We start from the raw sequence: 20,252 nt of genomic DNA on the forward strand, positions 1-20,252 counted from the left end.
TCATCATGAGCGTGCTCGAGGCGCTAGACCTGGCTCGAATCCAGTTCGCCTTCACCGTTTCCTTCCATATCCTGTTCCCCGCCATCACCATCGGCCTTGCCAGTTACCTGGCCGTGCTCGAAGGCCTGTGGCTGCGAACGAATCAGCAGGTCTACCGCGACCTCTATCACTTCTGGTCGAAGATCTTCGCCGTCAATTTCGGCATGGGGGTGGTGTCCGGCCTGGTCATGGCTTATCAGTTCGGCACCAACTGGAGCCGCTTCTCCGACTTTGCCGGCGCCGTGACCGGCCCATTGCTCACCTATGAGGTGCTGACCGCCTTCTTCCTCGAAGCGGGTTTCCTGGGCGTCATGCTGTTCGGCTGGAACCGTGTCGGCCGGGGCCTGCATTTCTTTTCCACCTGCATGGTGGCGCTCGGCACGCTGGTCTCGACCTTCTGGATCCTGGCGTCCAACAGCTGGATGCAGACGCCACAAGGGCACGAGATCATTGATGGCCGGGTGGTGCCGGTGGACTGGTTTGCGGTGGTGTTCAACCCCTCCTTCCCCTACCGCCTGATGCATATGGCCACCGCTGCGTTCGTTGCCACGGCCTTCTTCGTCGGCGCTTCGGCGGCCTGGCACCTGCTGCGCGGTCGTGACAACCCGGCGGTGCGCAAGATGCTGTCGATGGCCATGTGGATGGCGCTGATAGTGGCGCCGATCCAGGCGGTGATCGGTGACTTCCATGGCCTGAACACGCTCAAGCACCAGCCGGTGAAGATCGCCGCCATCGAAGGCCACTGGGAGAACGTGCCGGGTGAGCCAACCCCGCTGATCCTGTTCGGCATCCCCGACATGAAGGCTGAGACCACGCGCTTCAAGATCGAGATTCCGGCGTTGGGCAGCCTGATCCTGACCCACAGCCTGGACAAGCAGGTGCCGGCGATGAAGGAGTTCCCGCCTGAGGACCGGCCGAATTCGACCATCGTGTTCTTGTCGTTCCGGGTCATGGTCGGGCTGGGCTTGCTGATGATCTTCGTGGGGCTGTGGAGCCTGTGGCTGCGCAAGCGCGGCACGTTGTACAGCTCGCGGCCGTTCCTCTACCTCACGCTGTGGATGGGGCCGTCGGGGCTGATCGCGATCCTTGCAGGCTGGTTCACCACCGAGATCGGCCGCCAGCCGTGGGTGGTCTACGGCCTGCTGCGCACGGCCGACGGGGTCTCGAACCATGACGCCACCCAACTCAGCATTACCCTGGTGACGTTCGTGGTGTGTATTTCGCCCTGTTCGGCACCGGCCTTGGCTACATGATGCGCCTGGTGCGCAAAGGGCCGAAACCTGGCGAGGGCGACCATCACACCCCAGGCGGTCCCGGCCAGCAACATACCCCGGCGCGGCCGCTGTCCGCCGCCGACGATTACCAGGCAGAGGTGAATTGACATGGGCATCGACCTTCCACTGATCTGGGCGGTGATCATCATCTTCGGGGTGATGATGTATGTGGTGATGGATGGCTTTGACCTGGGGATCGGCATGCTCTTCCCCTTCGTCAAGGACGAGCGTGACCGTGATGTGATGATGAACACGGTCGCCCCGGTCTGGGACGGCAACGAGACCTGGTTGATCCTCGGCGGGGCGGCACTGTTCGGTGCCTTCCCCCTGGCCTACGCGGTGGTGCTCGAAGCGCTCTACCTGCCGCTGATCCTGATGCTGATGGGCCTGATCTTCAGGGGCGTAGCCTTCGAATTTCGCTTCAAGGCCAAACCCGCCAAGCGCCATCTCTGGGACAAGGCCTTCATCTGCGGCTCGCTGGTCGCGACCTTCTCCCAAGGCGTTGCCCTGGGCGCCTTCATCGAAGGCATCAAGGTGGTCGAGCGCAGGTATGCCGGCGGCGCACTCGACTGGCTCACGCCGTTCAGCCTGTTCTGCGGCCTGGGTTTGGTGGTCGCCTACACCTTGCTCGGTTGCACCTGGCTGGTGATGAAGACCGAAGGGCCGCTGCAGCAGCGCATGCACGATGTTGCCAGGCCGCTGGCGTTGGTATTGCTGGTGGTCATCGCTGTGGTCAGCCTGTGGACGCCACTGGCCTATCCGCAGATCGCCGCCCGCTGGTTCAGCATGCCCAATCTGCTGTGGTTCCTGCCGGTGCCCCTCCTGGTAGTGGTCACCTTCTACGGGCTGCTGCGTGCCGTGGCACGCAATGCACACTACACCCCGTTCCTGTTGACCTTGGCGTTGATCTTCCTGGGTTACAGCGGGCTGGGCATCAGCCTGTGGCCCAACATCATCCCGCCTTCGGTCAGCATCTGGGATGCCGCAGCGCCGCCGCAAAGCCAAGGCTTCATGCTGGTGGGCACGCTGTTCATCCTGCCCATCATCCTCGGCTACACGTTCTGGAGCTACTACGTGTTCCGCGGCAAGGTGACCCATGAAGACGGCTACCACTAGGAGCATAAGGTGATGACCTCGAGCGTGAAGCAGCCTCTGTGGCGCAGACTGGCCTGGCTGGCGTTGATCTGGGCTGGCAGTGTCACGGCGTTGGGCCTGTTCGCCTGGCTGATCCGATTGTTCATGCTAGCTGCCGGCATGCGCACTCATTGACCCCCCTTGCGGGTGCGCCTGCGACAAAATGGCGCACCCGTGAACTTTTACAGCCCGCAAGGGATGCGGCTTAATGCACGCCTCATTCGTTCGGGGGTTTCATGGCTGCACGTGCTCGCGCACACTTCTATCTGCTGGCCTGCTTCGCCGTGCTGTTCAACCTGCTGGCGATGCCGCTCGACCGTGCCTTGCAAACACCCCGCATCGATAGCCAGTCACTGATCCTCGGTAGCTTCTGCAGCCTGCACGGTGCGCAGAGCCTGCCCAAGTCACTGCTGGCCCAACTCAAGGCCGAGTTGCCGCAACTCGACGATCAGCCGGCAACGAAAAACCAGGCGGGCGACTGCTGTTGCGGACACGCCGGGCATGCCTTGCTGGCCAGCGACTATTATCGCCACCTGTTCCCCCGCTTCTGGCCCGACGCACTGCTGCTCGGTGACAGCCACAGGCTGCCACTGCCACGCGAACAGTGGCCAAAGCTGAACCCACGCGCCTCCCCCCTGGCCTGAACCGTCGTTGCTTGCCCACAGCTGCCCCGTGACTGCGGTGTGCAGCCCTGCTCGACCGTTTCCAGGAAACCACTCATGTCTGCGTTCCGTTGCACCGCACGTGCCGTTCTGCCCGTGCTCGCTTTGTACAGCCTCAGCCCCATGTCACTGGCCATTGCTGAAACACTGCCCGCTGAAAACTCCACCCTCACCCTCGGCGCGGTCACCGTGACCGGCAATGAAAGCGGCCCGCTGGCCACCAGCAGCGTGCTCAGTTCGGTGGACATCCTGGGCGGCGATATCCTCGAAAAAATGCCCGTGACCTATAGCTGGGAACTGTTCAGCCGCGCGCCCGGGGTGATGCTCACCGAGTTCAACCAGGGCACCACCTCGGGCAAACTGTCGTTCCGCGGCTTCAATGGCGAAGGCGAAGTGAACGCGGTGAAGTTGCTGATCGATGGCATCCCCAGCAACACCAACGATGGCAACATGCCCTTCATCGACTCGGTGTTCCCCATGGACATCGACAGCATCGAAGTGGTGCGCGGCACCAGCGACCCACGCTACGGCCTGAACAACATCGCCGGCAACGTCAACATAAACACCCGCACCGGCGGCAACTACAACAAGGCGCGCGTGCGCTACGGCAGCTTCAACACCCGCGAAGTGCAACTGGCCAAGGGCATCGAGACCAGCAACTGGACGCAGAACTATTTCTTCGGTCGCCAGCAGGTCGACGGCTATCGCGACCATGCCGACACCGAGCGCTACAGCTTCGGCGGCAAGTGGTTCTACACCCCTGACGATGGCAGCTACCGCCTTGGCCTGATCGCCCGCCACTACGAGTCCGAAGCCCAAGAGGCCGGCTACCTGACCGAAGACGATGCCCGCCATCATCCGCGCATGAGCAACGCCTACAACGCCACGGACAAAGGCACACGGCGGATGAACCAGGTCAGCGTGCACTTCGACACGGACTTGACCGACAACTTGTCCTGGTCGGCCAAGACCTACCTCAACACCTTCGACGACCGCCGCTGGACCCAGTACTGGCGCACCAGCTCACAGCAGGAGCGCGACACCTACGAAGACCAGTACGGCGCCATCACCTCGCTAACCTGGCGGCCGCAGGTGGACTGGCTGCACGCCTTCGCCCTGGAAGGCGGCAGCGATGTGCAGAAGCAGCAGAACCGCAGCGAGCGCTATCGCACCGTGGAACGTGTGCGTCAGGCCCAGACCCGCGACCAGGACTTCGACTTCAACACCGTCGGGGCCTACGTGCAGGCAGAGATCGAGCCGTTCGAATCACTGAAGATCGTGCCGGCCTACCGGGTGGACAAGATCAGTGGCGACTTCACCAACAAGATGACCGGGCAGGACTACGACATCAACGACTATGGGCTGATCAAGCAGCCCAAGCTCAGCGTGGTCTACTCGCCTTGGCGCTTCGCCAGTGTCTACGCCAACTGGGGGCGCACCTTCCAGGTCGGTACCGGTGCGGCGGCCTACAAGGTGCCGCCGCGCAACGAAGACCTTGACCCGTCGATCAACGAGGGCTGGGAAACCGGCGTCAAGTTCACACCTGCCAGCTGGATCGATGGCCGCGTGGCCTACTGGCGCCAGGACGCCACCGGTGAAGTCAGCCGCCGCCTCAACGACCCCAGCGGCGAATCGGACAACGTCGGTGAAACCCGGCGCTGGGGCTACGACCTGCAGGTCAACCTGCATCCGAACGAGCGCACCGAGATGTGGATGTCGTACTCCTGGCAATACTCGAAGATCCTTGAGCCGAGCAGCGCATTGCCCGACAGCAAAGGCAAGGAAATCGACCACGTGCCGCACCACCTGTGGAACACCGGCATCAGCTACCAGGCGACCCCTGCCCTGCAACTGAACGCCTGGGCGAACGGCCAGACCAATTACTACCTGGAGCGTGAGAATACCCAGGGCACGTACGGCGGGTACGTACTGATGAACCTGGGTGCCATCTACAAACTCAGCGAAACCATGAGCGTAGACCTGCAACTGAAGAATCTGACCAACCGCTATTACGAGTACGTCTGGTACGACCCCGATGGCGCCGATGCCTCGCTGCATTCGCCGGGTGACGGTCGAGCTCTGTATGCCGGGGTGACCTTCGATTTCTAAAAGGGATCTGCGTTCTATCTGGTGAGTGGTCTGTTACGCCAAAGCGCTGGCGTTACAGCGATCACTTGCATCAGTTGAGCGGGGTGGGTGGGAGTGTCCCCAGCAGTGAGACCGCTGCGACTGCCGCCACCCCACAGAACCATTCAACCAGGATGCTGATGCGCAGTACGTGAATACGGCCTGATCGAGCATTCAGTCGATTGAAGTACGCACTTATCTTTGACCCGGCGCTCGATGCAGGCCATGAGGATGTCGTGGTTGCCCGCGACGGCCGCCTGACCGTCTTCGGTGGAAACAACACTTCCGGGCCAATTGATGTGGCACCAGCTCGCAACGCATGCGCCAGCGCCAGCGCCAGCGGAAGGATGGACTTTGAATCCGAGGCATTCGTCGTATCAGGCACGCTCCAGGCGAATGGCAAAGCTGCAGGCAGCGCCACCCAGCAGGACGCCGAGAACGGCATGCTGGTCGTGCACGGCACGCAGGACCCGGATGTGCTCAAAGGCCTGGCTCACCCTCTGGGCAGGAACAGCGGGCAGGAGAACGCACTACTCGCCTTTAGCTGCAAGGACCACGGAGCCGATGCCGGAGACCTGGCCCCAACGCTTCGTGCCATGGGCCACGGCTCCAGCCATCCCAACGCCGGTGGCCAGGTCGCAGTGTGCATCACCGGCGAGATTACCCACACTCTGAAGGCCGAGGGTTTCGACGCAAGCGAGGACGGCACCGGCCGTGGCCAGCCAATCGTGGCCCACGCTATTCAGGCCGGTGCGCTGCGGGAGAATCCAGCCAGCGGGCCAGATGGCGTAGGCGTACAAGCCGAGCACACTTACACCTTGGAGGCTCGGGCTGAAGTCCAGGCAGTGCATACCTACTCCCAAGTTCGGCGCCTCACACCACGGGAGTGCGAATTGCTCCAGGGCTTTGATGGTGACCACACCCGCATCCCATATCGCGGCAAGCCAGCCGATGAATGCCCCGGTGGCCCTCGCTACAAGGCGATCGGCAACAGCAAGGCCGTGTTCGTCGTCCGCTGGATTGGCCGGCGCATCCAATAACAACTTGAACGCATCGCTTGAGGTTACCCATGCCCACAGAAAACCGATCCAGCAACACAGAGATGGTCAGCGTGCCGCGCTTCAGCTTGGAAGCGGCCCGCGATTGCCTCGTTATCTGCCAAGATCAGGCATTCCAGTCGTGCGAGTGCGAATCTTGCCCTCAATGCGGACTGATGCCCGACGAGTGCACCGGCGCCGAATGCTCCAAGACTTGCCAGTGCACAATCTGCGAGCACTGCATGAACAAGGACTCAATCGATTCGCTGACTACTCTGTTAGCCCGGCCAGTCCCCCAGCCCCACCCCGAGCCTATAGCCTGGATGGTTGGTACTGCCTTCTGGTGGACCAAAGAAGAGGCAGAGAGGGATGCGGCAGAGATGAACCTACCTGTGATTGGCTTGGGCCCAATGACCGATACCGGCGAGGTTCAGCGGCTACGAGAAGCGCTGAAGTTCTACGCCGACCGGGACCACTTCGCTGAGGACATTGGCAGCGACTGGGACACCGTGAGCGGCGAGCCAGCGAACGTGCTGTGGCATGACTCCGAGGCTTGGTTCGTCGAAGACGGCTCCATTGCCAGGGCTGCACTAACAGAACGTTCTGAGCCGGACCTCTACTGAAAATCGCAGATCCCTCTGCGACTTCGAATCAGACCAGTAACGAAGGCTGTGTTTTCTGGCTCAGAAAGATGACCCATGCGTCATATGCATTTTGGTGCCAGACCACAGCATCATCCCAGGGGACGCCGTCAATCTCGCCTTTAGAAATTAGGTACCTGAGCCTGGAGTTTGAGGCATCCAATTCGAGGAGGTGCCGATGAGCCGTGTAGCGAAAATCTTCGTTGCTTAGCATTGGACTGATGTCCTAAAGGGCTGGCTCGAGAATACGTGCCGATGTCCCTGTACATTCATTGTGACATCAAATCGAAGCGGCAGCTCCGTAATCGGCACGAAGCACATTTGTACTCCTAAGCTGTAACCCCTCTCCCCTCTATTCGATCATCGAAAGTTGGATGCGTGCTCAGCTATCCAGTCGTTGGCGCGCTGCAGCGCCCAAGCCGTAGCAGCCGTCATCGTCTGACCTTTGCGCTCTGGGTAGTTTTCCTCGAGAAGCATCAGCCCCTTTGGGCCGTAAATACCGAAGAACAATTGGGTGATGTTCTCTTTTGAAACACGCACCTGAATGTTGATCAAAGTACCGCAGGGAAGGCGCTCATCGTAGTTGCGGAAATGCAACGCGGGATCGGCCCATTCCCAGTAAACCTTACCGCGTTTTCGCATGGCCGGGCCTTCTAGAAGGAGGAGAGTTGACGTTTCGGTCAGCCTACTAAAGCCGTGCAAATTTTCCAGTAAAACCTTTCCCCTCTCCCCTCTATTCACTGCCGCGATATGGCGGCCAAGGCGAAGCTATGTCTCAAGCAAAGGAACGCCCGATCCTGTTCAGCGGGCATATGGTCCGCGCCATCCTAAACGGCCAGAAGACTGTCACACGGCGCGAGATCAAGCCCAGCATGCGGAGCGCTGATAGCAGCTTCGAGCTTCACCAGCAGGAAGACGAGTCTTGGCGCCCCATGCACACTTTTGACGAGAGCGGCATGGATGCTCAAGGTACTGAGCACCCGATTGTCTGCCCCTACGGCCAATTCGGTGACCGCCTGTGGGTTCGCGAGGCTTGGCTGGCAGATGCTCAACTCGATTCGATCGCACCGCGCGACCTGAGCCAGGGCGAGCCCATCATGTACCCTGCCGATGGAAGTGTCCGGCAGACAGGTTGCGCAATGATCTCGCAGGGCCGAGGGCGCCCCTCGATCCACATGCCGCGCTGGGCTAGCCGCATCCTGCTGGAAATCACCGCAGTGCGAGTCGAGCTGCTGCAGGACATCAGTGAGGAGCAGGCCGAGGCCGAAGGTGTTGGCTTTCTCCGCCGCGCGCCAGACGCCGACGAGACGCTGACTGCCGCCCAGTTATTCGAGTGCCTCTGGAGCAGCATCAACGGCGATGAATCATGGAACGGCAACCCCTGGGTCTGGGTCGTCGAGTTCAAGAGGATCGAGCCATGACCCGCCTCGCCCTCTGCCTCCTGCTGCTGGCCACCGGCGCCAGCGCAACCGAGAACGTCATCGACATGCAGCACGACAGCCAGCGCGGCGTCACCTGCTACCTGCTGAACGGAGTCGGCATCAGCTGTATCCCCGACAGCCAGCTGCAGGCCGGCAACGAGCGCCAGCTCTCCCCGCACGAACAGCAGGACAACGGACCTACACCCGCTCTGGCGCCTGGGTGCTGGATTGATGAGAGGTATCAGCTGTGAGCAAGATCGACTGGAGCAAAGCGCCAGAATGGGCAGACGGCCATGGCCTAATCGCCCATCACGGCATAACCGAGGTGTGGATCAACATGGACCAGTACGCCGTGGTCGGAGCCGAGGATCGCGCTTATCCATATGGCGGTGGCGCGGGCGAGACGCGGCACAACTTCACGCGCGGCCAGGTCCAGTACATCACGCCTCGACCGGGGCAATGGGACGGCACAGGCCTTCCACCGGTAGGGGTGGTGTGCGAACGAAGGTTCCACGACAAAGAGGGAAGCAGCTGGCAGCGCGTCACGATCACCGCTCACGGCCACAAGAAAATCATGTGCCTCGAAGAAACTGGTGATGAGTGGGCGCACTTCGGGCTGGAGGTTTCGTTCCGGCCCGCCCGCACTCCGGAGCAGATCGCTGCAGATGAACGCCTGCACAAGGTCCGCAACGCTCACACTGCCATCGCAAGAACGCTTGAGTGTTTCCGGGGAGACATTCCAGCGGAGTCCGTTTCCCGACAGGTGATCGAGGCGATGATCGACGCCGGCTACATCAGGCAGGTGACGCCATGATCGCCCTCGCCTACATGGCCTACCTGGTATGGAAGGCGCCGCGATGAATCATACAGTCAGCTACGAAGAAATACGTAAAGCGATGCGAGAGAAAGGGATTACCCAATCCGAACTCGCCCGTAAGCTTGGTGTGAGCCAAGCGTCCATCAGCGACGTTTTGTGCGGCCGCAGTGCCTCATCCGGCAAACTTGGTCGCGCCTTGCTGGCCGAACTCGAACTCACACCGCGCCAGGATCCACCCGCCGCTCCACGATGCCCATTCATGAGTTCATTCCCGGTGCGAATGGCAGTTTCAGGTCAGTCCCTGGCGAAACGGCTAGCTGAAGCACTGATGATTGCAGTGATCGCAAACCTGATCACGAAGTAACCCCTCCCCCAACTACTCAAGCCCGCAGACATGCGCGGGCATGGAGAGCTATTGCCATGACGAAACACAAACACACACCTGGCCCGTGGGAAATTGAACCGCTTGAAGTTTTCGGCCGCGGTGATCGTGAAGGTACCGCCCACATCGTGCTTTGGGACGAAGGCCGAGAGGGCTATACGGTAGTAGCCCAAGGGCTGAGCTATGACGATGATGAATCGGTAGCGAACGCCATCCTTATCGCCCAGGCCCCTCAGCTTCTCTCCGACCTGACCGACGCCGCCGCCCAACTGCGCAAGTACGAAACCCTGCACCGGGCTAAGGGTACTGCCGACAGCCTGGCCAAGGCCGAGGCCAACGCCGAACTTGCCTCGCGCTTCGAGTAGACCATTGCCGCGGCCACGGCCTGACCACCAACCTGCCGCCATCGGCGGCGTGGAGACCATCCATGAACCTGATCGACTGCTACGTCACGAAGATCCTCGTCAAGCCGTACCGCAAGTTCGGCGCCTGGTGGGTCGACGTTGAGTACGACAGCTGGGGCAGCACCAGCACAACCCGGCTCATGTTCCGCACCGAGGAAGCCGCCCGGGCGGCGAAGGTCGGGCACCACTTCACGGCCTGATCGGCCGCAGGAGAACCACATGGCGAACGCCAGCGCGGCACCGGCCGCTCGCATTCAGCCGCGCATCATCCGCGCCGGCGATGCACCCCACTACCTCGGCATGTGCCGATCGGAATTCAACAAGACCGTCAGGCCGCATGTGAGCGAATTCCCCATTGGGGAGCGCGGCATCGGTTTCGACCGGGAAGAGCTGGACGCCTGGGTGAACGACTACATCCAGGCCATGGCAATTGCGAAAGAAGGCGCTCAGGGACGACAATCACCCGGCAGCGAGCGCCCATCAGGAGATAAGGGATGGCGCGAAAGACAATCACATGCCTTTCCCAAAGGAACGGCATCTGGCACATCGACAAGAGGATCAACGGCGAAAGACTTTACGAAAGCACTGGAGCTTGTGACCGGGCGGAAGCGGAAAAGTACCTGATTCACCGGCTGGAGCAGATCCGGCAGCGCAAGGTGTACGGCGTTCGGCAGGTGCGAACCTTTCGGGAGGCGGCAACCAGGTACCTACTCGAGCACAAGGACCAGCCGTCAATAAAGCTGACCGCCCTATGCTTGCAACAGCTGGACCCATACTTGGGCGATTTGCCGCTGACGTACATAGACGACCAGGCGCTGGCCCCGTTCATTCGGGACCGGCAGACGGACGAAGACTTTCCGAATGGGAAGGTGCGGAAGGCAGTCAGCAACAGGACGGTGAACATCGCGATTGAACGAGTGATTCGCGTGCTGTCGCTGGCTTGCCGTAAGTGGCGGGATGAAGAGCGCAGGCCCTGGCTCGACAGCATTCCGCTGCTGGCCAAGCTGGAGGAGAAGAGAGCCAGTCGAAAGCCATACCCGATGTCATGGGACGAGCAGTCGATTCTCTTTGGGGAGTTGCCGGAACACCTGCATAAGATGGCCCTGTTCAAGGTGAACACGGGCTGCCAAGAGCAGGAGGTCTGCAAACTGAGGTGGGATTAGGAGATCTCGGTACCCGAACTGGGCACCACTGTTTTTCTGATACCTGCCGACTTCGGTGGCCGGCACGAGAACTCAGGCGTGAAGAACCGGGACGAGCGCCTGGTGGTGCTGAACAGCGTGGCAAAGTCGATCATCGACGGGCAGCGAGGGATTAGTCGGGAATGAGTATTCCCCTACAACGGCACCGGAATGCACAGGATGAACGACTCGGCCTGGAAGAAAGCGAGGGTGCGCGCGGCAAAGCTCTGGCAGGAGCAAAATCTGAGGCCGGCACACCCTGGGTTCGCTTCCATCAGGGTTCACGATTTGAAGCACACTTTCGGCAGGCGCCTGAAAGCAGCTGGTGTAACAGAGGAAGATCGGAAGTCGCTTCTTGGCCACAAGAACGGCAGCGTGACCAGTCACTATTCTGGCGCGGAGCTGGGACAGTTGATAGAGGCGGCAAACAAAGTTTCAGCGACGGACTCGCGTGGGCCGGTGCTGACGATTTTGAAGAGGAGGCAGGCGTAAAAACCTGAGAAGTCACGCAAAAGTCACGCAAAGGAAAAAGGCCACCCCTTGCGGAAATGGCCTAAGTCCTTGGGATTATTGGTCGGGACGGAGTGATTCGAACACTCGACCCCTTGCACCCCATGCAAGTGCGCTACCGGGCTGCGCTACGCCCCGACTACATTCTCATAACCTCTGAGAACGATGAAGAATCTAACCTAACTCTCTGATAAATGAAACCTTTTTCTCAAAAAAATTTCCACCCATCAGAAAAAGCCCAGCTCACTTCTTCAACACGACCAACACATCCTCCAATTCAACAATCATCTGCCGAATCAGCTGCTTGTACTGGCTCGATTCATCCTTAGCCTCATCACTGGAAAGCCGCAACCGCGCCCCGCCAATGGTGAACCCCTGGTCATAAAGCAGCGCACGAATCTGGCGAATCATCAGCACGTCCTGCCGCTGGTAATACCGCCGGTTACCCCGCCGCTTCACAGGGTTAAGCTGGTCGAACTCCTGCTCCCAATACCGCAGCACGTGTGGCTTTACCGCACACAGCTCGCTCACTTCACCAATGGTGAAGTAGCGTTTACCCGGTATGGGGGGCAGTTCGTCGTTATGGCTTGGTTCCAGCATAGGCCTCAACCCGGGCCTTCAACTTCTGCCCTGGACGAAAGGTGACGACGCGCCGTGCGGTGATCGGGATCTCTTCCCCTGTCTTGGGGTTGCGGCCCGGCCGCTGGCGTTTGTCGCGGAGGTCGAAGTTGCCGAAACCGGACAGCTTCACCTGCTCGTTCTCTTCAAGTGCGTGCCGAATTTCTTCGAAAAACAGCTCGACCAGCTCCTTGGCCTCACGCTTGTTAAGCCCCAGCTCCTCGTACAGCCTTTCGGCCATCTCAGCTTTCGTCAGAGCACCCATGCCGTTATTTCCTTAACGTGGTGTTCAACCTTTGTTCGAGCGAGGTGAGGATGTTTTGCAGGGTAGTGTTCACCTCATCGTCGTTAAGAGTGCGCGATGGATGCTGCCAGGTCAAGCCGACGGCAAGGCTTTTTCTATCAGGATCAATGCCTTTACCTTGGTAGACATCAAACAGCCTGAGGTCTGTGAGCCATTCGCCTGCATTGTCACGAATTAATTCAAGCACCGCGCTAGAAGGCACATCACGTCCTGCAATCAACGCCAGGTCACGACGGGTTTCCGGGAACTTGGACAGCTCGCGGAATTTCGGCAGGCGGCCCTCGACCACGTCGCCCAACACCAGCTCAAACAGGAACACCGGGCGGTCCAGGTCCAGGGCTTTGGCCAGCTCCGGGTGGATGGCGCCAAGGTAGCCGACCAGCTTGCCATCACGCTCGATGGCGGCGGTTTGGCCTGGGTGCAGGGCTGGGTGCTTGCCGGCGCTGAAGGTGAAGTCGCTCAGCGCGCCGGAGTAACCCAGCAGGGCTTCCACGTCGGCTTTAACGTCGAAGAAGTCGACGCCGTCGCGGCCGTTGGCCCAGCCTTCTGGCAGGCGGCTACCGGTGATAACGCCGGCGATCATTGGCTGCTGTTGCAGGTCGCCCAGCTGGCCGACGAAGCGCAGGCCGCTTTCGAACAGGCGCACGCGGTCTTGCTGGCGGTTCAGGTTGTGCTGCAGCGCCTTGACCAGGCCCGGCCACAGGGACGCGCGCATGGCGGCCATGTCGCTGGAGATGGGGTTGGCCAGCAGCAGTGGCTCTACGCCCGGGCTGAACAGTTCGAACAGTTTCGGGTCGATGAAGCTGTAGGTGATGGCTTCCTGGTAACCGCGGGCAACCAGCAGGCGGCGCAGGGTTGGCAGGTCACCACGGGTTTCCGGCTTGCCTTGTGGGGCCAGGCGGGCTTGCGGGTAACGTACCGGCAGGTTGTTGTACCCGTACAGGCGGGCCAGCTCTTCGATCAGGTCCACTTCCAGGCTGATGTCGAAACGGTGGCTTGGGACGGTGACAGTCCACTGCCCTTCCCCATCACGGGTCGTGGTCAGCTCCAGGGCGTTGAGCAGTTGCTCGACCTGGGCGGGGTCCATTTGCATGCCGAGCATCTGGGTGATGCGTTCGTCACGCAGGGTGACCGGGGCCACGCTTGGCAGGTGCTGTTCGCTGACGGCTTCGACGACCGGGCCGGCTTCGCCGCCGACGATGTCCAGTACCAGCTGGGTGGCGCGCTCGAGGGCTTCGCGGGCCAGCTGCGAGTCGACGCCGCGCTCGTAGCGGTGCGAGGCATCGGTGTGCAGGCCGTAGGAACGGGCTTTACCGGCGACGGAAATCGGCTCGAAGAAGGCGCTTTCCAGGAACAGGTCGCGGGTTTTTTCGGTGTTTACACCGCTGTGCTCGCCACCCATGACGCCAGCGATGGCCAAGGCGCGGGTGTGGTCGGCAATAACCAGGGTGTCGGCGCGCAGGGCAACTTCCTGGCCGTCGAGCAGGACGAGTTTTTCGCCCTCTTCAGCCATGCGGACGCGGATGCCGCCGTTGATTTCTGCCAGGTCGAAGGCGTGCATCGGCTGGCCGAGTTCGAGCATCACGTAGTTGGTGATGTCGACGGCGGCGTCGATGCTGCGCACGTCGCTGCGGCGCAGGCGCTCAACCATCCACAGCGGGGTGGGCTTGCTGAGGTCGACGTTACGGATAACGCGGCCCAGGTAGCGCGGGCAGGCGACCGGGGCGCTGACTTCGACCGGGCGCACTTCGTCGTGGGCAGCCGGTACGGCTGGCACCACCGGGCGGGTGACCGGGGTGTTGTACAGGGCGCTGACGTCGCGGGCCAGGCCGGCGATGGACAGGCAGTCACCACGGTTCGGCGTAAGGCCGATTTCGATGCTGGCGTCGTCCAGGCTCAGGTAGGTGCGAATGTTTTCGCCAACCGGGGCGTCGGCAGCCAGCTCCAGCAGGCCATCGTTTTCTTCGCTGATCTGCAGCTCGGCAGCCGAGCACAGCATGCCGAAGGATTCGACGCCGCGCAGCTTGGCCTTCTTGATCTTGAAGTCGCCTGGCAGTTCGGCACCGATCATGGCGAACGGGATCTTGATGCCTGGGCGGGCGTTAGGGGCGCCGCACACGACCTGGAAGGTTTCCTGGCCGTTGCTTACCTGGCACACGCGCAGCTTGTCGGCGTCCGGGTGCTGCTCGGTGGCGAGGATTTCGCCCACGACAATGCCGCTGAACTGGCCGGCAGCGGGGGTTACGCTGTCGACTTCGAGGCCAGCCATGGACAGGCGGGCGACCAGTTCGTCACGGGAGACTTGCGGGTTTACCCAACCGCGCAGCCACTGTTCACTGAATTTCATGCTGTTCTCCTGAAAGTTGCGTCGGGCATTGACCTAGCGGAATTGCGCGAGGAAGCGCAGGTCGTTGTCGAAGAACAGACGCAAATCGTTGACGCCATAGCGCAGCATGGCCAGGCGCTCGGCGCCCATGCCGAAGGCGAAGCCCTGGAACTCTTCCGGGTCGATGCCAGACATGCGCAGCACGTTCGGGTGCACCATGCCGCAGCCCATCACTTCGAGCCAGCCGGTTTGCTTGCACACGCGACAGCCATTGCCGGAACACATCACGCACTGGATGTCGACTTCGGCGGACGGCTCGGTGAACGGGAAGAACGATGGGCGGAAACGTACCGCCAGTTCTTTTTCGAAGAACACGCGCAAGAATTCTTCGATGGTGCCCTTGAGGTCGGCGAAGTTGATGTCGCGATCGATCAGCAGGCCTTCGACCTGGTGGAACATCGGCGAGTGGGTGATATCCGAGTCGCAGCGGTATACGCGGCCCGGGCACACAATGCGAATCGGCGGCTGGGTGGACTCCATGGTCCGCACCTGCACCGGCGAGGTGTGGGTGCGCAGCAGCATGTTGGCATTGAAGTAGAAGGTGTCGTGCATCGCCCGGGCCGGGTGGTGGCCGGGGATGTTGAGCGCTTCGAAGTTGTGGTAGTCGTCTTCCACCTCTGGGCCTTCGGCAATGCCGTAGCCGATGTGGGTGAAGAACTGCTCGATGCGCTCGAGTGTACGGGTGATCGGGTGCAGGCCACCGGTGGCCTGGCCACGGCCTGGCAGGGTGACGTCAATGCATTCGGCAGCCAGGCGAGCGCTGAGCTCTGCCTCTTCAAAGGCGGCCTTGCGGGCATTGAGCACAACGGTGACGCGCTCTTTGGCGTCGTTGATCAGCGCGCCGATTTTCGGGCGCTCTTCGGCTGGCAGGTTGCCCAGGGTCTTCATCACCTGGGTCAGCTCGCCCTTCTTGCCGAGATAATTTACCCGGATCTGTTCCAGGGCATTGATGTCTTCAGCGCGCTCCACGGCCTCCAGGGCTTGAGAGACCAGCGCATCCAGGTTTTCCATGTACAGACTCCAGATACGAAAATAGGGGAAGAGCTTTGAAGGCTCTTCCCCTATCGATGACGTTCAATGCCCGGCGACGCTAGCGCCGCCGGGTGATTGCCTCGGGTACTTAAGCCAGAACGGCTTTAGCTTTCTCGACAATCGCAGCAAACGCCGCTTTTTCGTTCACTGCCAGATCGGCCAGAACCTTACGGTCGATTTCGATCGAAGCCTTTTTCAGGCCAGCAATCAGACGGCTGTAGGACAGACCGTTGGTGCGGGCACCGGCGTTGATACGAGCGATCCACAGTGCGCGGAACTGACGCTTCTTCTGACGACGGTCACGGTAGGCATATTGACCAGCCTTGATGACAGCCTGCTTGGCAACGCGGAATACGCGCGAGCGCGCACCGTAGTAGCCTTTAGCCAGTTTCAGAATTTTCTTGTGACGCTTACGAGCGATGACGCCACGCTTAACACGAGCCATGAGTAACTTCCTCTATCTAAACCAGAATTAACGTACGCGCAGCATGCGCTCGACTTTTGCCACGTCAGACGGGTGCAGCAGGCTGGCACCGCGCAGTTGACGCTTACGCTTGGTCGACATTTTGGTCAGGATGTGGCTCTTGAAAGCGTGCTTGTGCTTGAAGCCGGAAGCGGTCTTCAGGAAGCGCTTCGCAGCACCGCTCTTGGTTTTCATTTTTGGCATGTTGGAACTCCGCATTCGATAAAAATTACACAATAATCATCAGGCCTGCCGTGCCCGGGAGATTACTTCTTCTTTTTGGGGGCGATGACCATCATAAGCTGGCGTCCTTCCATCTTAGGATGCTGCTCAACGGCGCCGTATTCGGCGAGGTCGGCTTCGACCCGCTTCAACAGCTCCATGCCCAGCTCCTGGTGGGCCATCTCACGGCCGCGGAATCTCAGAGAGATCTTGGCCTTGTCCCCATCGGTAAGGAAACGTACCAGGTTGCGTAGTTTTACCTGGTAATCCCCTTCTTCCGTCCCTGGACGAAACTTGATTTCTTTGATCTGGATCTGCTTCTGGTTTTTCTTGGCTTCGTTGGCCTGCTTCTTCTTCTCGAAGAGGTGCTTGCCGTAGTCCATGACCTTGCAGACGGGCGGTTGCGCGTCTGCAGAGATTTCTACCAGATCCAGCTTCGCTTCATCAGCGATACGAAGCGCTTCATCAATCGAGACGATGCCAATCTGCTCGCCGTCAGCGCCAATTAACCGAACCTCGCGTGCCGAGATATTCTCGTTGATCGGGGCTTTCGGTGCAGTTCGTTTATCGTTTCTCATTTCACGCTTAATAGTCATTACTCCGATTCTAGGCGACCGCGCTGGGCAACAGCGCTGTTGAGCAGCTGCGTGAATTCAGCCACCGGCATGGAGCCGAGGTCTTTGCCTTCACGGGTGCGTACGGCGACGGTCTGCGTTTCGACTTCGCGATCCCCTATAACCAAAAGGTACGGGACCTTGAGCAAAGTATGCTCGCGGATTTTAAAGCCGATCTTCTCATTTCTCAAGTCCGACTTGGCACGGAAACCGCTACCGTTCAGGGTATTTTCTACCTCGAGGGCAAAATCGGCCTGTTTGTCGGTGATATTCATGATCACAGCCTGGGTTGGCGCCAGCCACGCCGGGAACACGCCAGCGTAGTGCTCGATCAGCATGCCGATAAAGCGTTCGAACGAACCAAGGATGGCGCGGTGCAGCATGACCGGGCGTACTCGGCTGTTATCTTCGGCGATGTAGCTGGCATCCAGGCGCTCTGGCAGGTTCGGGTCGTACTGCAGGGTACCGCACTGCCAGTTACGGCCGAGGCAGTCGCGCAGGGTGAACTCGATCTTCGGGCCGTAGAAGGCGCCTTCGCCTGGCTGGTATTCCCACTCCAGGCCGGATTCGTTCAGGGCGTCGGCCAGTGCACCTTCGGCACGGTCCCACAGCTCTTCGGAGCCCACACGCTTGGCCGGGCGGGTCGACAGCTTCATGGCGATGTCGGTGAAGCCGAAGTCCTTGTACACGTCCAGGGTCAGCTTGATGAAGTCGGCGGCCTCTTTCTTCACCTGCTCTTCGGTGCAGAAGATGTGCGCGTCGTCTTGCACGAAACCACGCACGCGCATGATGCCGTGCAGGGCGCCGGACGGCTCGTTACGGTGGCAGGCACCGAACTCGGCCAGGCGCAGTGGCAGGTCGCGGTAGCTCTTCAGGCCCTGGTTAAATACCTGCACGTGGCACGGGCAGTTCATCGGTTTTACCGCGTAGTCACGGCTTTCCGACGAAGTGGTGAACATGTTCTCGGCGTAGTTGGACCAGTGGCCGGAACGCTCCCAGAGGATGCGGTCGACAACCTGCGGGGTCTTGATTTCCTGGTAGCCGTTGACGCGCTGAACCTGGCGCATGTACTGCTCAAGCACCTGATACACGGTCCAGCCGTTGGCGTGCCAGAACACCATGCCCGGGGCTTCTTCCTGCAGGTGGAACAGGTCGAGCTGCTTGCCGATTTTGCGGTGGTCGCGTTTTTCGGCTTCTTCGATGCGCTGGATGTACGCAGCCAGCTGCTTCTTGTCGGCCCAGGCGGTGCCGTACACGCGTTGCAGCTGCTCGTTCTTGGCATCGCCGCGCCAGTAGGCGCCGGACAGCTTGGTCAGCTTGAATGCCTTGAGGAAGCGGGTGTTCGGCACGTGCGGGCCGCGGCACATGTCGACGTATTCTTCGTGGTAGTACAGGCCCATGGCCTGCTCGTCCGGCATGTCTTCGACCAGGCGCAGCTTGTAGTCTTCGCCACGGGCGGTGAACACGTCGATGACTTCGGCACGCGGGGTCACTTTCTTGACCACGTCGTAGTCTTTGTCGATCAGCTCCATCATGCGCTTTTCGATGGCGGCCATGTCTTCTGGGGTGAAGGGGCGCTCGTAGGCGATGTCGTAATAGAAGCCTTCATCGATGACCGGGCCGATCACCATCTTGGCGGTCGGGTACAGCTGCTTCACGGCGTGGCCAACCAGGTGGGCACACGAGTGACGAATGATCTCCAGTCCCTCTGCATCTTTAGGGGTGATGATCTGCAGGGTGGCGTCGTGGCTGATCAGGTCACAGGCGTCGACCAGCTTGCCGTCGACCTTGCCGGCCACGGTGGCCTTGGCCAGGCCGGCGCCGATGGATGCGGCGACTTCGGCTACGGATACGGCGTGATCAAACGAACGTTGACTGCCATCGGGAAGAGTAATAACGGGCATGGCGCCTCCTCTCCTAGTGGTGACCCCTACCAAAGGTCACGTGGGTTGGGATGAGCCAGTACAAGATCCGACCTGCCCTCCTTTACAGGAAGCCTGCCTCACAGTGGCAGAAGCCTTTCGGCTTGCGAGGGACGAACCAGAGTGACTGGAAAGAAAAAAGATAGCTGCAAGCTGAACGTTGTCAGCTGCAAGCCGGGCATGCTAGCACGCGGGTTGCACGCCAGGCAGAAATATTTGGAAATTACGGACTTCGGCTGAACTAACGCGGAAAAATTCCTATCAGACCTTGGGAAGCAACCTACTCTTGATGAGACCTTAACCCAAGGAGTAACTGGTTATGCGAGTTCCGTCTCTTCTGGCCCTGGCGGCCGCTGGGGCCCTGCTGCTGCCGATGGCGGCGAACGCTGGCAACTTCCCACCAGGCAAGGAAGCTGGCTACATGGCCCAGTGCACGCAAGTGGCCAGCGGCCAGGGCGTTGACGCCGCGACCGCGAAAAAACACTGCGACTGCGGCGCCCAGGCCATCAAAAAGAATTTCACCGACGCGGAGATTGCCGACCTGGACAGCAACGACGGGGTGGACGCCAAGCTGATGCAGAAGGCCCAGACGGTCGTTCAGCAGGCGTGCAAGCCTAAGAGCTGAAACCTTAAAGCCAGGATCAGCCAGCCATTCTTTGAGCTGGATCAATATCCTGCGAAGGTAAAAGGCGCTAGATGCGCAGAATTAGACTATGATGTGTCCCGTGCTCCGTAGCCTCGGCCGCATTGCACCACTGAAAAAACTAAATGTTCTGGAGATTCACCCATGTCCAATCGCCAACAAGGCACCGTCAAATGGTTCAATGATGAGAAAGGCTACGGCTTCATCACCCCAGCAGGCGGCGGCGACGACCTGTTCGTTCACTTCAAAGCCATCGAATCTGACGGTTTCAAGAGCCTGAAAGAAGGCCAGACTGTTTCCTTCGTCGCCGAGCGCGGCCAGAAGGGCATGCAGGCTGCACAGGTTCGTCCGGAGTAATTCGGATAGCTGTAAAAAAACCCGCCCTTGTGGCGGGTTTTTTTATGGGTGTTTGACCCCCC

Annotated in this window: 23 protein-coding genes, 1 tRNA gene and 4 pseudogenes; 17 read left to right on the forward strand and 11 right to left on the reverse strand. The window is 60.3% G+C overall.

Annotation, left to right across the window (positions count from 1 at the left end; translation table 11 throughout):
• The first annotated feature begins 5 nt into the window (after positions 1-5).
• From APH36_RS02050 to APH36_RS02065, 5 genes and pseudogenes are all read left to right on the forward strand, one after another.
• Positions 6-1,420: pseudogene (locus tag APH36_RS02050) on the forward strand (cytochrome ubiquinol oxidase subunit I).
• Position 1,421: 1 nt separating this feature from the next.
• On the forward strand, positions 1,422-2,429 hold the full coding sequence (gene cydB, locus APH36_RS02055) for a cytochrome d ubiquinol oxidase subunit II (RefSeq protein WP_060497287.1): 1,008 nt from the start codon (positions 1,422-1,424) through the stop codon (positions 2,427-2,429).
• 12 nt (positions 2,430-2,441) lie between these two features.
• On the forward strand, positions 2,442-2,582 hold the full coding sequence (locus APH36_RS30475; RefSeq protein ID WP_082426321.1) for a DUF2474 domain-containing protein: 141 nt from the start codon (positions 2,442-2,444) through the stop codon (positions 2,580-2,582).
• Between the two features lie 101 nt (positions 2,583-2,683).
• Positions 2,684-3,091, forward strand: a complete 408-nt coding sequence (locus APH36_RS02060) for a DUF2946 family protein (RefSeq protein WP_060497288.1) — start codon at positions 2,684-2,686, stop codon at positions 3,089-3,091.
• Between the two features lie 75 nt (positions 3,092-3,166).
• Positions 3,167-5,218 carry a TonB-dependent receptor gene (locus tag APH36_RS02065; RefSeq protein ID WP_060497289.1) on the forward strand — a complete coding sequence of 684 codons (2,052 nt, stop codon included), beginning with the start codon at positions 3,167-3,169 and terminating at the stop codon, positions 5,216-5,218.
• Between the two features lie 70 nt (positions 5,219-5,288).
• Here APH36_RS02065 and APH36_RS32505 read toward each other — a convergent pair.
• A pseudogene (locus tag APH36_RS32505) lies at positions 5,289-5,429 on the reverse strand (copper resistance protein CopD); the annotation flags it as partial.
• A gap of 178 nt (positions 5,430-5,607) precedes the next feature.
• Between APH36_RS32505 and APH36_RS02070 the strand changes: the two are divergent.
• Positions 5,608-6,276 (forward strand): annotated as a pseudogene (locus APH36_RS02070) (DNA cytosine methyltransferase); the annotation flags it as partial.
• Between the two features lie 239 nt (positions 6,277-6,515).
• Positions 6,516-6,896, forward strand: a complete 381-nt coding sequence (locus APH36_RS30485; RefSeq protein WP_223624033.1) for a hypothetical protein — start codon at positions 6,516-6,518, stop codon at positions 6,894-6,896.
• 378 nt (positions 6,897-7,274) lie between these two features.
• On the opposite strand, the gene APH36_RS02085 is transcribed toward APH36_RS30485, so the two are convergent.
• Positions 7,275-7,556, reverse strand: coding sequence for a hypothetical protein (locus APH36_RS02085; protein WP_060497292.1), 282 nt, complete (start codon positions 7,554-7,556; stop codon positions 7,275-7,277).
• 128 nt (positions 7,557-7,684) lie between these two features.
• Between APH36_RS02085 and APH36_RS02090 the strand changes: the two genes are divergently transcribed.
• The 8 genes and pseudogenes from APH36_RS02090 to APH36_RS02115 all read left to right on the forward strand — a co-directional run bounded on the left by APH36_RS02090 (position 7,685) and on the right by APH36_RS02115 (position 11,611).
• Positions 7,685-8,335 carry a hypothetical protein gene (locus tag APH36_RS02090; protein ID WP_060497293.1) on the forward strand — a complete coding sequence of 217 codons (651 nt, stop codon included), beginning with the start codon at positions 7,685-7,687 and terminating at the stop codon, positions 8,333-8,335.
• Positions 8,332-8,586 carry a hypothetical protein gene (locus tag APH36_RS02095; protein ID WP_060497294.1) on the forward strand — a complete coding sequence of 85 codons (255 nt, stop codon included), beginning with the start codon at positions 8,332-8,334 and terminating at the stop codon, positions 8,584-8,586. The genes APH36_RS02090 and APH36_RS02095 overlap by 4 nt, the downstream gene beginning before the upstream one ends.
• Positions 8,583-9,149, forward strand: a complete 567-nt coding sequence (locus APH36_RS02100) for a hypothetical protein (RefSeq protein WP_060497295.1) — start codon at positions 8,583-8,585, stop codon at positions 9,147-9,149. Before APH36_RS02095 ends, APH36_RS02100 begins: the two co-directional genes overlap by 4 nt.
• A gap of 43 nt (positions 9,150-9,192) precedes the next feature.
• Positions 9,193-9,516 carry a helix-turn-helix transcriptional regulator gene (locus tag APH36_RS02105; protein WP_060497296.1) on the forward strand — a complete coding sequence of 108 codons (324 nt, stop codon included), beginning with the start codon at positions 9,193-9,195 and terminating at the stop codon, positions 9,514-9,516.
• Positions 9,517-9,572: 56 nt separating this feature from the next.
• A complete protein-coding gene (locus APH36_RS02110) occupies positions 9,573-9,899 on the forward strand; it encodes a hypothetical protein (RefSeq protein ID WP_060497297.1) in 327 nt (108 codons plus the stop codon).
• A 62-nt stretch (positions 9,900-9,961) separates the two neighbouring features.
• Entirely contained in the window at positions 9,962-10,138 is a 177-nt protein-coding gene (locus APH36_RS31985; protein WP_177337067.1) for a hypothetical protein, read from the forward strand.
• A 19-nt stretch (positions 10,139-10,157) separates the two neighbouring features.
• A complete protein-coding gene (locus APH36_RS32510; RefSeq protein WP_223624038.1) occupies positions 10,158-10,562 on the forward strand; it encodes an AlpA family transcriptional regulator in 405 nt (134 codons plus the stop codon).
• Positions 10,448-11,611 (forward strand): annotated as a pseudogene (locus APH36_RS02115) (tyrosine-type recombinase/integrase). The gene APH36_RS32510 and the pseudogene APH36_RS02115 overlap by 115 nt, the downstream one beginning before the upstream one ends.
• A gap of 79 nt (positions 11,612-11,690) precedes the next feature.
• Here APH36_RS02115 and APH36_RS02120 read toward each other — a convergent pair.
• The 9 genes from APH36_RS02120 to thrS all read right to left on the reverse strand — a co-directional run bounded on the left by APH36_RS02120 (position 11,691) and on the right by thrS (position 19,172).
• Positions 11,691-11,767 (reverse strand) — tRNA-Pro (locus APH36_RS02120).
• A gap of 105 nt (positions 11,768-11,872) precedes the next feature.
• A complete protein-coding gene (locus tag APH36_RS02125) occupies positions 11,873-12,229 on the reverse strand; it encodes a MerR family transcriptional regulator (protein WP_003250681.1) in 357 nt (118 codons plus the stop codon).
• A complete protein-coding gene (gene ihfA / locus APH36_RS02130; protein WP_003250679.1) occupies positions 12,210-12,512 on the reverse strand; it encodes an integration host factor subunit alpha in 303 nt (100 codons plus the stop codon). The genes APH36_RS02125 and ihfA overlap by 20 nt, the downstream gene beginning before the upstream one ends.
• Before the next feature lie 4 nt (positions 12,513-12,516).
• On the reverse strand, positions 12,517-14,898 hold the full coding sequence (pheT, locus tag APH36_RS02135) for a phenylalanine--tRNA ligase subunit beta (protein ID WP_060497298.1): 2,382 nt from the start codon (positions 14,896-14,898) through the stop codon (positions 12,517-12,519).
• 33 nt (positions 14,899-14,931) lie between these two features.
• The gene (pheS, locus tag APH36_RS02140) at positions 14,932-15,948 is read right to left on the reverse strand and encodes a phenylalanine--tRNA ligase subunit alpha (protein WP_060497299.1); all 1,017 of its coding nucleotides are present in this window, start codon (positions 15,946-15,948) and stop codon (positions 14,932-14,934) included.
• 109 nt (positions 15,949-16,057) lie between these two features.
• Positions 16,058-16,414, reverse strand: a complete 357-nt coding sequence (gene rplT / locus APH36_RS02145) for a 50S ribosomal protein L20 (RefSeq protein WP_003250671.1) — start codon at positions 16,412-16,414, stop codon at positions 16,058-16,060.
• 27 nt (positions 16,415-16,441) lie between these two features.
• Positions 16,442-16,636 carry a 50S ribosomal protein L35 gene (gene rpmI, locus APH36_RS02150; protein ID WP_003250667.1) on the reverse strand — a complete coding sequence of 65 codons (195 nt, stop codon included), beginning with the start codon at positions 16,634-16,636 and terminating at the stop codon, positions 16,442-16,444.
• A 62-nt stretch (positions 16,637-16,698) separates the two neighbouring features.
• Complete coding sequence (gene infC / locus APH36_RS02155) at positions 16,699-17,250, reverse strand: translation initiation factor IF-3 (RefSeq protein ID WP_177337068.1); 552 nt, start codon at positions 17,248-17,250, stop codon at positions 16,699-16,701.
• Complete coding sequence (gene thrS, locus APH36_RS02160; RefSeq protein ID WP_060497300.1) at positions 17,250-19,172, reverse strand: threonine--tRNA ligase; 1,923 nt, start codon at positions 19,170-19,172, stop codon at positions 17,250-17,252. Before thrS ends, infC begins: the two co-directional genes overlap by 1 nt.
• A 337-nt stretch (positions 19,173-19,509) precedes the next feature.
• On the opposite strand from thrS, the gene APH36_RS02165 reads away from it, so the two are divergent.
• Both APH36_RS02165 and APH36_RS02170 read left to right on the forward strand, forming a co-directional pair.
• Positions 19,510-19,815, forward strand: coding sequence for a hypothetical protein (locus APH36_RS02165; protein ID WP_016711340.1), 306 nt, complete (start codon positions 19,510-19,512; stop codon positions 19,813-19,815).
• Positions 19,816-19,977: 162 nt separating this feature from the next.
• Complete coding sequence (locus tag APH36_RS02170) at positions 19,978-20,190, forward strand: cold-shock protein (RefSeq protein ID WP_003250656.1); 213 nt, start codon at positions 19,978-19,980, stop codon at positions 20,188-20,190.
• Positions 20,191-20,252 lie beyond the last annotated feature (62 nt).

Origin of the sequence: Pseudomonas sp. NBRC 111133, assembly GCF_001320605.1 — a bacterium.
GTDB classification, from domain to species: Bacteria; Pseudomonadota; Gammaproteobacteria; order Pseudomonadales; family Pseudomonadaceae; genus Aquipseudomonas; species Aquipseudomonas monteilii.